At 62.2% G+C, this 13745-nt stretch carries 14 protein-coding genes; all 14 read right to left on the bottom strand.

Annotated elements, in window-relative coordinates; translation table 11 throughout:
* Window positions 1-3: 3 nt before the first annotated feature.
* Window positions 4-1218, bottom strand: coding sequence for an NADH dehydrogenase (quinone) subunit D (gene nuoD / locus AC0L3L_RS10440; RefSeq protein WP_473637498.1), 1215 nt, complete (start codon window positions 1216-1218; stop codon window positions 4-6).
* 28 nt (window positions 1219-1246) lie between these two features.
* The gene (locus tag AC0L3L_RS10435) at window positions 1247-1783 is read right to left on the bottom strand and encodes an NADH-quinone oxidoreductase subunit C (protein WP_473637497.1); all 537 of its coding nucleotides are present in this window, start codon (window positions 1781-1783) and stop codon (window positions 1247-1249) included.
* Window positions 1780-2283: a NuoB/complex I 20 kDa subunit family protein gene (locus tag AC0L3L_RS10430; protein ID WP_027152448.1), complete on the bottom strand. Its 504-nt coding sequence runs from the start codon at window positions 2281-2283 to the stop codon at window positions 1780-1782. Before AC0L3L_RS10430 ends, AC0L3L_RS10435 begins: the two co-directional genes overlap by 4 nt.
* Complete coding sequence (locus tag AC0L3L_RS10425; RefSeq protein WP_023800384.1) at window positions 2271-2636, bottom strand: NADH-quinone oxidoreductase subunit A; 366 nt, start codon at window positions 2634-2636, stop codon at window positions 2271-2273. Before AC0L3L_RS10425 ends, AC0L3L_RS10430 begins: the two co-directional genes overlap by 13 nt.
* Window positions 2637-2788: 152 nt before the next feature.
* Window positions 2789-4228: an NADH-quinone oxidoreductase subunit N gene (locus AC0L3L_RS10420; RefSeq protein ID WP_473637496.1), complete on the bottom strand. Its 1440-nt coding sequence runs from the start codon at window positions 4226-4228 to the stop codon at window positions 2789-2791.
* On the bottom strand, window positions 4225-5700 hold the full coding sequence (locus tag AC0L3L_RS10415) for an NADH-quinone oxidoreductase subunit M (protein ID WP_473637495.1): 1476 nt from the start codon (window positions 5698-5700) through the stop codon (window positions 4225-4227). The genes AC0L3L_RS10420 and AC0L3L_RS10415 overlap by 4 nt, the downstream gene beginning before the upstream one ends.
* Before the next feature lie 7 nt (window positions 5701-5707).
* Window positions 5708-7468: a Na(+)/H(+) antiporter subunit D gene (locus tag AC0L3L_RS10410; RefSeq protein ID WP_473637494.1), complete on the bottom strand. Its 1761-nt coding sequence runs from the start codon at window positions 7466-7468 to the stop codon at window positions 5708-5710.
* On the bottom strand, window positions 7461-7715 hold the full coding sequence (locus AC0L3L_RS10405) for a hypothetical protein (protein ID WP_473527963.1): 255 nt from the start codon (window positions 7713-7715) through the stop codon (window positions 7461-7463). Before AC0L3L_RS10405 ends, AC0L3L_RS10410 begins: the two co-directional genes overlap by 8 nt.
* A complete protein-coding gene (locus AC0L3L_RS10400) occupies window positions 7712-9175 on the bottom strand; it encodes a monovalent cation/H+ antiporter subunit D family protein (protein WP_473637493.1) in 1464 nt (487 codons plus the stop codon). The genes AC0L3L_RS10405 and AC0L3L_RS10400 overlap by 4 nt, the downstream gene beginning before the upstream one ends.
* Before the next feature lie 4 nt (window positions 9176-9179).
* The gene (gene nuoK / locus AC0L3L_RS10395) at window positions 9180-9482 is read right to left on the bottom strand and encodes an NADH-quinone oxidoreductase subunit NuoK (protein WP_473637492.1); all 303 of its coding nucleotides are present in this window, start codon (window positions 9480-9482) and stop codon (window positions 9180-9182) included.
* Window positions 9482-9982 (bottom strand): NADH-quinone oxidoreductase subunit J family protein, encoded by a 501-nt coding sequence (locus AC0L3L_RS10390; protein WP_473527961.1) that lies wholly within the window; start codon window positions 9980-9982, stop codon window positions 9482-9484. Before AC0L3L_RS10390 ends, nuoK begins: the two co-directional genes overlap by 1 nt.
* Before the next feature lie 279 nt (window positions 9983-10261).
* Window positions 10262-10693 carry a CBS domain-containing protein gene (locus AC0L3L_RS10385; protein ID WP_123151424.1) on the bottom strand — a complete coding sequence of 144 codons (432 nt, stop codon included), beginning with the start codon at window positions 10691-10693 and terminating at the stop codon, window positions 10262-10264.
* Window positions 10694-11117: 424 nt separating this feature from the next.
* Entirely contained in the window at window positions 11118-11621 is a 504-nt protein-coding gene (locus tag AC0L3L_RS10380; protein ID WP_473637491.1) for a ParB/Srx family N-terminal domain-containing protein, read from the bottom strand.
* Window positions 11622-11991: 370 nt separating this feature from the next.
* Window positions 11992-13578, bottom strand: a complete 1587-nt coding sequence (locus AC0L3L_RS10375) for an adenylate/guanylate cyclase domain-containing protein (protein ID WP_473637490.1) — start codon at window positions 13576-13578, stop codon at window positions 11992-11994.
* Window positions 13579-13745 lie beyond the last annotated feature (167 nt).

Here is a 13745-nt window from a genome sequence, read left to right as displayed (position 1 = left end):
CTGCTACTTGTCCACCTCGGCCATCACAGGGTCGAGGCTGCCCAGCACGGCGATCATGTCCGCCAGGTAGCGGGCATTGCCGACCCCGAACAGTCCTTGAAGGTTGACGAATGACGGTGCCCGCACTTTCATCCGGAACGGTTTTTGCGACCCGTCGCTGATGATGTAGAACCCGAGCTCGCCCTTTGGCGCCTCGATCGCCGAATAGACCTCGCCCTTCGGCACCTTGAAGCCATAGGCCGATAGGTCGAAATGCTGGATCAGCGCCTCCATCGAGCAGTGCACTTTGTCCTTGTTCACCGGGAAAGCGATTGTCGGCATATCGATCTGGAACGGCCCCTCGGGCATCTGGTCGAGGCATTGTTCGATGATCCGGACGCTCTCGCGCATCTCCTCGACCCGGCATCGCCAGCGCGCGTAGCAATCGCCCTCGTCGCGGGTGATGACGTTGAAAGCCAACCGGTCGTAGATCTCATAGGGCTCGTCGCGGCGGATGTCCCAGTCGACGCCCGAGGCCCGCAGGTTCGGGCCGCTCAGGCCAAGATCGATGCCGTCCTCGGCGGAGATCACGCCGATCCCCTGCGTGCGCTTCAGGAACACCCGGTTGTTCTCGACCAGCCGTTCATAGTCGCGGATCCGGTTCGGGAAGATGTCGCAGAACTCCCTGATCTTGGGGAAGAATCCGTCAGGCAGATCCTCGCGCACGCCGCCGACCCTGCAGAAAGAGGTGTGCATACGCGCCCCGCTGATCATCTCCAACAGGTCCATGATCATTTCACGCTCGCGCATGGCGTAAACCAACGCGGTCATGGCGCCCAGGTCCATCGGCAACGCGCCGGTGATCAGGAGGTGACCGGAGATCCGCGCGAGTTCGGCCATCAGCACGCGGATATATTGCGCGCGGATCGGCGCTTCGATGCCCAGGAGCTTCTCCACCGCTAGCGCGAAAGCGAGGTTGTTCGAGGGCGGGCAGAGGTAGTCGAGCCGGTCGGTTAGCGGAAAAATCTGGGTGTAAGTGAAGCTCTCGGCCAGCTTTTCGGTGCCGCGGTGGAGGTAGCCGATGTGTGGGTCCACGCGCGCGACATACTCGCCGTCCAGCTCAAGGACGAGCCGCAGCACCCCATGCGTGCTGGGATGCTGCGGGCCGAGGTTGAGAAGCACCTCCTTTGTGTTGAGTGCTTCACCTGCCGGCCTGCTCAGTTCCGTGACTTCGGTCATCTCACTTCCCGGCGTCGAACGGCCTCCCTTATGGAATGTCCTTGGTGGCGAGATCGGGCTGCGTCGGCGGCGGGCCTTCCGCGCCAAACGGGTTCAGCGTATCCTTGTAGCCCCGGAGCGGAAAGTCCTTGCGCTGCGGAAAGCCCTCAAAGCCTTCCCACATGTAGATCCGGCGCAGGTCGGGATGGCCCTCGAACCGGATGCCATACATGTCCCAGGCCTCGCGCTCGTGCCAGTTGGCGGTCCGCCAGACCCCCGTCACCGACGGGACCCGCGGCGGATCGCCGAGGCGGCATTTGATCCGAACGCGCCATTTGTTCGGCAGCGAATAGAGGTGGTACACCGCCTCATAGCGTGGTGTGTCGGGGTAGTGATCGACGCCGCAGATGTCGGACAGGAAATCGAACCTCAGCGCAGGGTGGCCCTTCAGGAATTGGCAAAGCTCGACGATCATGTCAGGCGGTGAGGCGAAAGCGTGAACCCCACGCGAGAAGCCAAGCTCCTCGATTTCCCCCCCGAAACGTTCCGCGATCAGGGTGCGGATGAGGGACGTCTCCACGCTCATGAGGCTGCAACCCGATCCAGAGGCGTCCCGGCCAGCGCGCGGGACCTCTTGATCTTCTCTTGGAGCAGAAGGATGCCATGCATCAGTGCCTCGGGCCGCGGCGGGCAGCCGGGCACATGCACGTCCACCGGCACGAAAGTCTCCGCCCCCTGTACCACGGCGTAGGTGTTGTAGACCCCGCCCGAGATCGCGCAGGTGCCCATGGCGATGACCCAGCGTGGCTCCGGCATCTGGTCGAAGAGCCGGCGCACGACCGGAGCGAACTTCCGCGTCACCGTGCCGGCGATGATCATCACGTCGGACTGGCGCGGCGAAGGTCGAAACACCACGCCGAAGCGGTCGAGGTCGTAGCGGGCGCAGCCGGCCGAAATCATCTCGATGGCGCAGCAGGCAATCCCGAAGGTCTCGGGCCAGAGCGCCGACCGCCGGCTCCAGCTGATGACGCTGTCGGCGGTGGTGAACAGCACGCTGTCGCGGATCGTTTCGCCTACTCCTCCCATTCCAGCGCTCCTTTCAGCCAGGCGTAGGCGAAGCCCACGATAAGCAGCAGCATGAAGACAAACATCTCGACATAGCCGACGAGCCCGATCTCCTTCAGCACGACCGCCCAGGGAAACAGGAACATCGCCTCGACGTCGAACACCACCAGCAGGATTGCGAGGATGAAGAACTGCACCCTGAAGCGGCCCCCGGCGGCCTCGCCGGCCGGGTCCATACCGCACTCATAGGGCATGTTCTTCGCGGGATAGGGGTTGGACGGGCGCAGGAGCGAGGAGACGAACAGCGTCGCCACGGCCACCAGCACAATTCCGGCGACCATGAAGAGAACCGGCAGGAATTCCATTCCAGTCATGTCGCGCTGCCCCGGTCACCCACCGAGGGCTTGCTCAAGCTGCGACCGACCAATCTTCTGGCCGGCGGTGCGGCCCTCGTGCAGCGACTAGGGCATCCTTTCGTAGCGCCAAGAGTATTCGGTTGGCCGGTTCATTGCAAATCCAATCGTAGTCAACCGCCGAACACGGAACTCTGGGCAAGCCTCAGAAACCACGCCGGAAACAGTCCGATGCCGATGGTGCCGGCGGCGGTCAAGGCGAGCGTGGCGCGGACGGACGGCGTCAGGGCAGGCTCGAACGCGCGCTCCGGCTCGCGCATGTAGATCACCATGACGATGCGGATGTAGAAGTAGGCGGCGACGGCGCTCAGCAGCACCGCGATCACCGCCAGCGTGACGAAACCCCGCTCGACGAGCGCCACCAGCACGTAGAACTTGGCGAAGAACCCGGCTGTCGGCGGAATGCCGGCGAGCGAGAACAGGTAGAGCAGCATCAGAAGCGCCAACCCGCGATGCGACTTGGCGAAGCCGGCGTAGTCCTCGATGACCTCGCCGGAGAAATCGCCATTCCGCATCATGATGACGATGCCGAAGATACCGAGATTCATGAAGGCGTAGATCAGCAGGTAGAGCATCACGCCGGCAATCCCGTCGGCGCCACCCGCCACCACGCCGAAGAGCGCGAAGCCCGCATGGGCGATGCTGGAATAGGCGAGCAGGCGCTTGAAATTGTCCTGCACCAGCGCCACGAAGCTGCCGAGCGCCATCGTCACCACCGCGATCACCGCGACGATGATCCAGGCGTCGGAAGCGGCGACCAGCGGGTTGAGGAACACGCGCAGGATCACCGCGAACCCCGCCGCCTTGGGGGCGACCGACATGAAGGCCGTGATTGTCGTCGGCGCGCCTTCATAGACGTCCGGCACCCACATGTGGAACGGCACCGCGCCGACCTTGAAGACCAGCCCCGCGACGATGAAGACCACCGCCAGGAGCAATCCGGGATCGAGCGGGTCGCCGGTCACCGCCGCAGCCATCCCGTCCAGCTGCGTCGTGCCGGTGATCCCGTAGATCAGCGAGACGCCGTAGAGGAAGATTCCCGTCGAAACCCCGCCGAGAACCACGTATTTCAGCGCCGCCTCGTTCGACCGCCGCTCCTTCCTGAGGAAGCCGGTGAGCACATAGGTCGAGAGCGCCGTCAGCTCGAGGCCGACATAGATCGACAGAAGATCGGTTGCCGAGGCCATGATCATCATGCCGGAAAGCGCAAAGAGCAGCAGGACATAGTATTCGCTCAACGCGATCTCCTCGATCTCGGCATATTTTCGCGACAGGAGGAACGTCAGGATGGTCGAAAGGTAGAACACCATCTTGAAGAAGACCGCGAAGCGGTCGGCGATAAACATGCCCGAATAGGCCGGCCGCACCTCGCCCGCCAGTAACAGTGTCGCCAAGGCCGCAACCAGCACGGTCGCAGCGGAAGCCCAGACGAGGAAATACCCCTGTCCCTTTGGCACAAGCTGTCCCAGAATCAGCAAGATGCAGGCCCCAGTGACCACCACGATCTCGGGCAGGCTCGCTAGGATCGACTGGAAAAGCGTGGCAGCGGTCATTGGCCGCCCCCGTTAGAATGCACCTGCGTGAGCAGATGCCTCACCGAAGGCCCGATGATGTTGAGAAAAGGTTTCGGATAGAGCCCGACCCAGAGCACGAAGACCGCCAGCGGCAGGATCGCCACCAGTTCGCGGGCGTTTACGTCGCGAATCTTGAACCGCACGCCGATGCTGGCTGGACCAAGCGCGACTTTCCTGTACATGCCAAGCAGATAGGCCGCGCCCAGCAGTGCCCCCAAAACGGCGGCCGCGCCGACGGCCAGATTGGCCGCAAACGCGCCCGACAGCACCAGCAACTCGCCCACGAACGAATTCGTTCCCGGCAGCGCCATCGACGACAGGGTGAACAGCGCAAGAAACGCGGTATAGACCGGCGCCGCCTTCATCAGCCCGCCATAATCCGCGATGCTGCGGGTATGGGTCCGCTCGTAGATCAGGCCGACGAACAGGAACAACGCGCCCGTCGTTACGCCATGATTGAACATTTGCAGGATGCCGCCCTCGAGCCCGCGGAGGTTCAACGTGAAAATACCCAGCGTCACGAAACCCATGTGGCTGATGCTGGAATAGGCCACCAGCTTCTTGAGGTCGTCCTGCGCCAGCGCGAGTAACCCGCCATAGACGATTGCGAGCGCCGAAAGTGAAAGCATTAGCGTCGAATAATACAGCGACGCCTCCGGCAGCATCGGCAGCGAGAACCGCAGGAACCCGTAGGCGCCCATCTTCAGGAGAACGCCGGCGAGGATGATGCTACCCGCCGTCGGCGCCTGCACATGGGCGTCCGGCAGCCAGGTATGGACCGGGACCATCGGCACCTTGACCGCAAACGCGATCAGGAAGGCGAAGAACAGCCAGGACTGGACCCGGAACGGCAAATCCTGCGCCGTCAGGGCGCGGATGTCGAAGGTTTCGCCGCCGTGGAAATAGAGCACGATGACACCGATCAGGAACAGAAGGCTGCCCGCCAGCGTGTAGAGGAAGAATTTGAACGCCGCATAGACCCGGCCGTCGCCGCCCCAGACGCCGATGATCACGTACATCGGGATCAGCATCGCCTCCCAGAAGACGTAGAACAGGAACAGGTCGAGCGCGCAGAACACCCCCAGCATCAGCGCCTGCATGGTGAGCAGGCTGACCATGAACTCCTTCACCTTGCGGTCGATCGCCACCCACGAGGCGAGCACGCAGATCCAGCCCAACAGCGCGGTCAGGAACACGAAGAGCGCGCTGATTCCGTCGATGCCAAGCGAGTAAGTGATCCCGAGCGCGGGCACCCAGGGGCGCGTCTCGGTGAACTGCATCTCGTGGGTAGTGGTGTCAAAGCCGGCCAGCATGACGATGCAGAGAGCGAAGTCGAGGACGGTGACGCCCAGCGCCGTCCACCGCACCGCATCGTCGTTGCGGAGAAACATCAAAACCGCTGCCCCGGCGGCGGGCATGAACACGATGAGGCTAAGCAGCGGGAACGCCATCGCACCCCTACCGCCACACCACGGCGAAGACGGCGATGGCTGCGATCACACCGACGATCATGGCCAGCGCGTAATGGGTCACGACGCCGGTCTGCAACTGTCGCAGCGCGCCGCCACCGCGCAGGATCGAACGGGCGACGCCGTTGACGACGGCGTCCACACCGTTGAGATCGATCCGCAGTCCGGCCCGTGCGGTTCCGTGCAGGAAGGGCAGCACCGCGCTCTCGGAGATGTCGCTCACCGCCTGCTCGTAACGCGCCAGCGGTTTTTCGGCGAGCCACATGAAGTGCCGCGCGCCTTTGCGGTAGAACCAGTCGGTGTCGATGCTGATCGTGTTCTCGGGGTCGAGCGCCCTGAGGAACAGCACGAAACCCAATGCGGTGAACATCAGTATGCCGAGGCTCTCGGTGATATGGACGCCGGTGTAGGGTTCGAAGTCGACCCGATAGGGCAGAAGCTCGTAAAGTGGCTGGGGGAACACCCCGATCGCGATGCACAGCACCGCAGCCATGCCCATCGCAACGAGCATATTGCGGGGCGGCTCCCGCGCCTGAAGCCCCCGGTCGGTGCCGAAGAACATGTAGTAGGGCAGCTTCAGCCCGGTGTGCAGGAAGGTCCCCGACGACGCCATCGTCAGCGCCAGCACCACCAGCGCGCGGTGATCCTGCCCGGCGGCGGCCACCACCATCGATTTGGTCACGAAGCCCGAGAAGAACGGAAATGCCGAGATTGCGAAGGCGCCGACCATGTAGAGCGCCACGGTCAGCGGCATGGTCCTGTAGAGCCCGCCGAGCTCGGTGAGCTTGCGCCGCCCGGTGACGTAGATCACCGCCCCCGCACCCATGAACAGGAGCGCCTTGTAGAGGATATGCGCGAAGGCATGGCTGGAAGCCCCGTTCACCGCCATCTCGGTACCGATGCCGACGCCCGCCACCATGTAGCCCACCTGGCTGACGATGTGATAGGCCAGGAGCCGCCGGCAGTCGTTCTCCAGCACCGCGTAGACGACGCCGTAAAGCGCCATGATGGTGCCGAGCCAGATCAGAATCTCGGTCCCCGGAAACGCCCGCGCCAGCACGTAGACGGCGGTCTTGGTGGTGAAGGCGCTCATGAACACCGCCCCGGTGACGGTCGCCTCCGGGTAGGCGTCAGTCAGCCAGGCGTTGAGCGGCGGCACCGCGGCGTTGAGCATGAACCCGGCAAGGATCAGGTAGGCGGCGACGTCCATCCCCCCCTCGATCGGGCCGAAGAGCAAAGAGCCGGTGGCGAGCCCGTGGAGAATGACGCCGCCGAGCAGGACGACGCCGCCAGTGATATGGACCATGAGGTAGCGGAACGCGGCGCGGATCGCCTGCTCGCCTCCCTGGGCGAAAACCAGATAGGCAGAGGCAAACGCCATGGCTTCCCAGAACAAGAACAGGGTCAGGTAGTCGCCAGCAAACACCACGCCGAGCGCGCTGCCAGCATAGACGAACGCCGCCACATGCTCTCCGGCGCCCGTCAGGTGCAGCGCATAGACCATGCCGATCAGCGCCATGATGGTGAAAACGGTGGCGAAGACGATGCTCAGCTTGTCGACCTTCGCAATCAGGATTTCCTGCCCGATGAACTCCGCCACGCCGTAGCTGCCCGGCTGCGCGGTGAGCACGGCGAGGATCGCCAGCGCCGGGATCAGCAGCAGATAGGCCTTGCGGATTGATCCTTTCAGGAAAGGGATCGGCAGGGCGCCAAGAATGAACAGCAGGGCGGGATGGACGAAGTCAATCATAATAGTCCTCGCGCCGCATCAACCCGCCCCGATGGCCGAGGAACTTGGAGACGAAGATCAGCAGGACGCAGGACAAGAAGCCATAGACGGCCGACCAGCCCGGCAAGCGGTCCCACAGGTATTCAGCGTGTTCGCGGGGGACCAGAAAATCGGCGATGACGATCAGAACGAGCGCCAGATAAAACAGCCGGCGGCGTTGCTCCGCGTATCTCGCCTCACCAAAGAAATCGACGACACGCCTGATCATCTGACCACTCCTTCCGCCAGGGTGAGAAAATAGCCGGGGAAAATACCCATCGACACCGACAGGATCGCGGTCGCGACCAGCGGGATCGTCACCATCGGAATTTCACGGACCGTCGCCGGACTTTCCTGTGTCTCCGTCCCGAAAAAAGCGACATAGCTGACCGGCAGGAAGTAGGCGGCGTTCAGGACCGAACTCACCAAGAGCACGACCAGGAACGCAATCTCCCCCGCCTCCACCGAGCCCAGCGCCAGATACCACTTGCTGACGAAGCCCGCGGTCGGCGGCACCCCGATCATGCTGAGCGAGGCCACGAAGAACGCCCCCATCGTCCAGGGCAGCCTGCGGCCGATGCCGGCCATGTCGCTGATGTTCCGCTTGCCAGACGCGCAATAGATCGATCCGGCGCAGAAGAAGAGCGTGATCTTGGAGAAGGCGTGCGCCGCGATGTGAATGATCCCGCCGACCATCGCGACCGGCGAGAGCAGAACCGCGCCCAGCACGATGTAGGAGAGCTGACTGACCGTCGAATAGGCGAGCCGAGCCTTCAGGTCGTCCCGCGTCAGGGCGTAGACCGACGCCATCAGGATCGTGAACGAAACCAGATAGGCCGTGGCTACGCCAAGGCCCAACTCCCCGACCAGCCCTGTGCCGAAGACATGGAAAACCACCCGCAGCACGCAGAACACGCCCATCTTGACCACGGCCACTGCATGCAGGAGCGCGCTGACCGGCGTTGGCGCCACCATCGCGGCAGGCAGCCAGGCGTGCATCGGCATCACCGCGGCCTTGGCGAAGCCGAACAGATAGCAGAAGTAGACCACGGTCAGCAGCGCCGGCGAGGCATCGACCCCGGCTAGCAGCCCGCCTGGCACGAAGTCGAGCGACCCCGCCAGATGGTAGGTCAGCGCCAGCGCTGCGAGCAGGACGCTCTTCGACGCGCCCATCAGATAGACGAGGTACTTCCGGCTGCCCGTCCATCCCTCTTCGTCCTCGTGGTGATAGACGAGCGGATAGGTGACGAGGCTGAGCACCTCGTAGAAGATCACCAGCGTGAACAGATTGGCGGCGAAGGCGCCTCCGACGGCCGCCGCGAGACTGGCGGCAAAGCAGGCGAAGAACCGGGTCTGCGCGTGCTCGTTCAAGTGGCGCATGTAGCCTATGGAATAGATCGCCGCCACGATCCACAAGAGCGACGAGACGGTGGCAAACACCATGCCGAGCGCATCGACCCGGAAAGCGAAGTCAATCCCCGGCAGAATCTCGAACAGGCGCAAATCGACCGTCCCGCCCGCCAGCACCACGGGCGCCATCGAGGCGACAATTGCGAACATGGCGATCGCGGCCAACGGCGAGACGACATCGCGGAGTTTCTCGCGGTTGTTCAGAAGGAGAACGGCCAGGGCCGCCAGGCCCGCAACGCCGACGGCAAGCAGCGGCCGGATCGATATCACCGGTTCCAAGCCGCTATCCTTTCAACATGGTCACGTCGTCGACCTTGAGAGTGGACTTGTTCCTTACGAGGGCAACCAAGATGCCGAGGGCGACGGCAACCTCCGCCGCGGTGATTGCGATGACGAAGATCGCGAATATCTGCCCGCGGAAATCGTCGTCGTAATGCCCGAAAGCGATGAAATTGATGTTGACCGAGTTGAGCAGGAGCTCCAGCGACATCAGCACGACCAGGATATTGCGCCTGAGCAGTACGCCTGCTGCTCCGATCACGAACAGGACCACTCCGAGCAAAATATACCACGAGAGCGGAACCATCACCCCTGCTCCTTCCGCGCCAGCACAATGGCGCCGACCAGGGCGGCCAGCAGGATGACCGAGGCGGCTTCAAACGGCAGGAGATAGTCGGCGAAAAGTGTCGTGCTGAGTTGCCTGATCTGATCGCCGCCGCGCACAACGACGGGCTCCGTGACCGAAAAGCGGTCGCTCCAGAGGACCAGCACAAGCATCTCGACCCCAAGCAGGACGAGCAGCACCATGGCCGGCAGGTTGCCGCCCGGCACGAAGCGCTGCAACACCGCTTCGCGCACATCGATCATCATGATCACGAACAGGAACAGGACCATGATCGCGCCGACATAGACAAATATCTGGATGACCGCGAGCAACGGCGCCTCGAGCAAGACGAAGATTGCCGATATCTGCAGGAAACACGCCATCAGCGCCAATGCGCTGTGAACCGGATTCCGCGCCAGGACCACGGTCAGTGCCGTGATCACGGACGCCGCAGCGAACAGAAGAAAGAACGCCTGATCCATCGACGCCGACCCTCCGCCGCGATCTGTCGCTCGGCGCAAGACGGCCGGGTTTGAGATAGCTGCGCACTTCAGATGCGTCTACAAATTGTGCCCTAGTATCGAATTTTTCTCAAGATTACATGGTTTGGCGCTACGTTATGCCCAAGTCTCAGCATCTGATACGGTGTGCGATCCCGCAGCCTGCCTATCCGTTATTCAGGCTGCCGAAGGAGGTTCGGGCACGGGATCAGAAACCCTGAAAAAAGGACGTCGCGGCCAGACGGCGGGCCTTTGGCGAGCTTACCCCGCCCAGATGTAGTGAATAATCTCTTCGGCCTCGCGCTCGACCTCCTCGATGCGCTTCTTCACCACGTCGCCGATCGAGACGATGCCGTCGAGTTGGCCGTTCTTTACCACGGGCAGGTGGCGGAAGCGGCCTGTGGTCATGATCTCCATGACCTGGTTGATCGTGTGGTTCTCGGTGCAGAGGTTGACCTTGGCGGTCATTGCGTGACGGACACTCTGCTGCAGGGCCGCAGCCCCATACTTGTCCATGGCGCAGACGATGTCGCGCTCGGACACGATGCCGACCACCTTGCGATCACCATTGGTAACGACCAGTGCGCCAATCCTGTGTTCGGCGAGCCTGTTGATCGCCACGGCGAGCGTCTCGTTCGGGCCGATCGTCTCGACGGCTCGACCCTTGTCCTCGAGAATCGCTTTGACGTTCATGGCTTCCTCCAAGCGCTGCTACGCTCCAGCCCTCCACCCCGTCTCCCTCTCGGTGCATTTCTGCGCCATCGTGCGCCGCGCGCCTTGATATTTCAAGTCCGATTTGCGCGCTCAGGCACCAGTGCTTCCTGGCGGTAGGCCTTCATGATTGGCTCACACAAACCGCCGCCTGCTACAGGGGTCGCCTTGCCGGCGCCGATGCTCATCGATCAGCCGAGAGCGCCGAGCGCCAGACTCCTTCCTCGATGCCTAGAACTTCGCAAAGCGACTAAAGACCCTCAGGGGCCATCCTTCGCATTGGTGCTATCGCCGCAAATCAGCCGATGCTTGCCGAGCGTCCAGACATCGCCGGGGAGGGTGGTTGGCTGCTCCGGCGGGTCAGGCACGTCATCTGGATCGGTAAGGCCAGGTTTACCAATGTTGGTCAGGCGGCAATTTCCAAATCGTGGAAGCCGGTGAGGGACAGATCGAAGCCAAGCTCGCCCAGGTCGGCCAGTTCGAGACCCAGCAGTTCGGTGTCCCAGCCGGCATTGAGCGCCAGCTTGTTGTCGGCTATGACCAAGACTCTTTTCTGCGCCTCGCTCAGGCCAAGGAGTTCGATAACGGGTACTTGCTGCAAGCCGAGCTTTCTCGCTGCCAGGAGGCGGCCGTGGCCAGCTATGATACCGTTCGCGCCGTCGACCAGGACCGGATTCGTCCAGCCGAATTCCCGGATCGAGGCGGCGATCTGCGCCACCTGGGCATCGGAGTGGGTGCGGGCGTTCTTCTCGTAAGGGATCAGAGCCGCGGCAGGACGGTACTCCACTGCGAGGCGAGGAGGAGCATTCCCGACGCCGCCGATTTGACCGACAGCAGGCGGAGAGATAGCAGCCCCATCCGCCACAGGCGCGAAAACGATAAGGGCTTCATCGCCGTGCTCCACCTGCATCGGAGTTCCTTTCCGTGCAGGCTCATCGGCCAAGTACGTCCGCCTGCTTCAAGTCTCGATTATAGCAGGGCCGCTATGTGTCTGTCCTCTCTGCTGTTCTTCGTGGGAGAACGATTGTTTGCGAAGAACTTCGATCGGCCCATGCAACGGGGCGTCCTGCGCCGGTCCCGCCGCTTCAAATTTATGTGGCTGACCACGGTCCAGATTGGTGACCCGCTGTCCCCATGCCCTGACAGTGGGACAGTTTCTAGAGGCGGCCTACTTTAGATTAGCTTGCACTGTAGTGGCGCTTGCCATGTGCTCTGTAAATCCACACGGCATGGAGATCGTTGAAGTCTCAAATGCGGTCCAGAATCAGACGTTCAAGAACCTAAAAAGCGGCGGGCCTGCTTCGGATGGTTAGGGCCAGGAGCGCCTCCGAAAGGCGTTTCTTCGCCCGTTCGACCCCGTTCTCGTCGATTGCCTCAACATCGAGGAACAAGTCGAGGCCAGTCGCGTGCTCGCTGATGACCTGAGGGCGCTGGGCCAGTTCCCCCAGGAGGCCCTCGACTTCGTAGGGGACAACCTCCCGGCTGATCCCCTTCATGGCAATCGGTGCTAACGGACGCGCCCGGACAAGGTCGCGGACGAGCGCGTAAGTCTCATAGCTGAGGCAGATGCCGCCGGGCTCGGCAATCGACTGCAGACGGGCCGCCAAGTTCGCTTCGGCCCCAATGATCGTGTAGTCCATCCGATCATCGGAACCGAAGTTCCCAACGTTGCAATAGCCCGTGTTGATGCCCATGCGAACTCGGAAGGGCCGTTCAACTCCGCGGTCATGCCACACCCGGTTCAACTGCTCCAGCCGATGCTGCATGTCGACAGCCATGCGCAAGCAGGCTCTCGCGTCTTCCTCGACGCCTTGCGTCTCGGGGTCTCCGAAGAACACAAGAAGCGCGTCGCCGATGAACTTGTCGATGGTGCCGCCGTGTTTGAGCGCGATTGTCGACATCTCGGTGAAGTACTCGTTGAGGAGAAGCGTCAAGTCCTCCGGCTGGAGCCGTTCCACGATCGCGGTGAAATCCTTGACGTCGGAGAAAAAGATCGTGAGCTTCTTGCGCTCGGTCGCGATGGTGACGTCCTTCTGGCCGCTGAAGATGCTTTTGTAAATTTGAGGCGAAAGATATTTGGCGATCTTCAATGAAATCGCGGCCAGGAAGTCGTTTGCCTCGGAAAGCTCCTTGTTGATGCCCTGAACCAAGGCGGACTGCCGACGCTGCAGGAGAATGAACGTCAGGCCCGCCGCCGCCGCGAAGCCGAAATATAGGAGCAGATACTTGAAGGTGAGGACATTCGCAGCGATAGGCTGATTGACTGATATCTCCTGGATCCCTCGGACATCCCCTACCTTCCAGTCCGTCTTGGGGCTGTCCGGGTGTGAGTTATGGCAGGTCACGCAGACTTGTCCCATTACAACAGGGGCCGCGGCGCGGACGTGCCGGTCAAACAGCGAACCCGAGACTTCGATGATCGGCTCCCTCGGGTTGGCGCGCAAAGCAAGGATCGCATTCCGCTCGAATACATCGAGCTGGTGGGGGTCTCGACCTTTGAAAGGTAGATCCGAGACGAACCGATATTTGACGGACCCATCGTGAGCGCTGATGCGCTTGCCGAGTTCGATCGAGAGGGTTGCTGGAATAGGGATCGCACCTGGAACGTCCCGGTAGTTGTGCGTCGCGGTCACGGCGTCGTCTGCTTGCAGCACGCGTCCCACAACGTCGCTGCCGTAGAATCCGCGCATTTCATCGATGATCCGGCTGATTTCGCTGGCTTGCGTGCGCAGCATCCGTTCCGATAGGTCTCGCAGGTCGAGCCAGGCTGCGACGGGCAGACCTATAAGGCCGATGACCACTGCCGCCACCAGGAGCGGTCCCATGGTTCGCTGCTGACGCGCAATCTGTTCACCCAGTCCGGCCATTATCCAAGCGCCCGGCAGTCATTAGCATCTGAATTATAGCTCATTCCCGGCACGGTACCTAGCGCCAGTCTTGGCTCGATGAAAACACGTCAGTCCTGCAACAACGGATCGACCTTGAGCGGTTGTTGCTAAGCCCCACCGTCACAGCGGATTTCGCATTCTGGCGC

The organism is Mesorhizobium sp. WSM4849 (genome assembly GCF_055811385.1).
The sequence above is the reverse complement of the archived record's forward strand: the minus strand, read 5'-3'. Positions and strand labels throughout refer to the sequence as shown.

Excerpts from the sequence above, each read along its gene's own strand:
- AC0L3L_RS10375 (WP_473637490.1), bottom strand. The coding sequence starts at position 13,578 with ATGGCCGGACTGGGTGAACAGATTGCGCGTCAGCAGCGAACCATGGGA.
- AC0L3L_RS10425 (WP_023800384.1), bottom strand. The coding sequence starts at position 2,636 with ATGACTGGAATGGAATTCCTGCCGGTTCTCTTCATGGTCGCCGGAATT.
- AC0L3L_RS10420 (WP_473637496.1), bottom strand. The coding sequence starts at position 4,228 with ATGACCGCTGCCACGCTTTTCCAGTCGATCCTAGCGAGCCTGCCCGAG.
- AC0L3L_RS10390 (WP_473527961.1), bottom strand. The coding sequence starts at position 9,982 with ATGGATCAGGCGTTCTTTCTTCTGTTCGCTGCGGCGTCCGTGATCACG.
- nuoK (WP_473637492.1), bottom strand. The coding sequence starts at position 9,482 with ATGGTTCCGCTCTCGTGGTATATTTTGCTCGGAGTGGTCCTGTTCGTG.
- AC0L3L_RS10380 (WP_473637491.1), bottom strand. The coding sequence starts at position 11,621 with ATGCAGGTGGAGCACGGCGATGAAGCCCTTATCGTTTTCGCGCCTGTG.
- AC0L3L_RS10435 (WP_473637497.1), bottom strand. The coding sequence starts at position 1,783 with ATGAGCGTGGAGACGTCCCTCATCCGCACCCTGATCGCGGAACGTTTC.
- AC0L3L_RS10430 (WP_027152448.1), bottom strand. The coding sequence starts at position 2,283 with ATGGGAGGAGTAGGCGAAACGATCCGCGACAGCGTGCTGTTCACCACC.
- AC0L3L_RS10385 (WP_123151424.1), bottom strand. The coding sequence starts at position 10,693 with ATGAACGTCAAAGCGATTCTCGAGGACAAGGGTCGAGCCGTCGAGACG.
- nuoD (WP_473637498.1), bottom strand. The coding sequence starts at position 1,218 with ATGACCGAAGTCACGGAACTGAGCAGGCCGGCAGGTGAAGCACTCAAC.
- AC0L3L_RS10405 (WP_473527963.1), bottom strand. The coding sequence starts at position 7,715 with ATGATCAGGCGTGTCGTCGATTTCTTTGGTGAGGCGAGATACGCGGAG.
- AC0L3L_RS10410 (WP_473637494.1), bottom strand. The coding sequence starts at position 7,468 with ATGATTGACTTCGTCCATCCCGCCCTGCTGTTCATTCTTGGCGCCCTG.
- AC0L3L_RS10415 (WP_473637495.1), bottom strand. The coding sequence starts at position 5,700 with ATGGCGTTCCCGCTGCTTAGCCTCATCGTGTTCATGCCCGCCGCCGGG.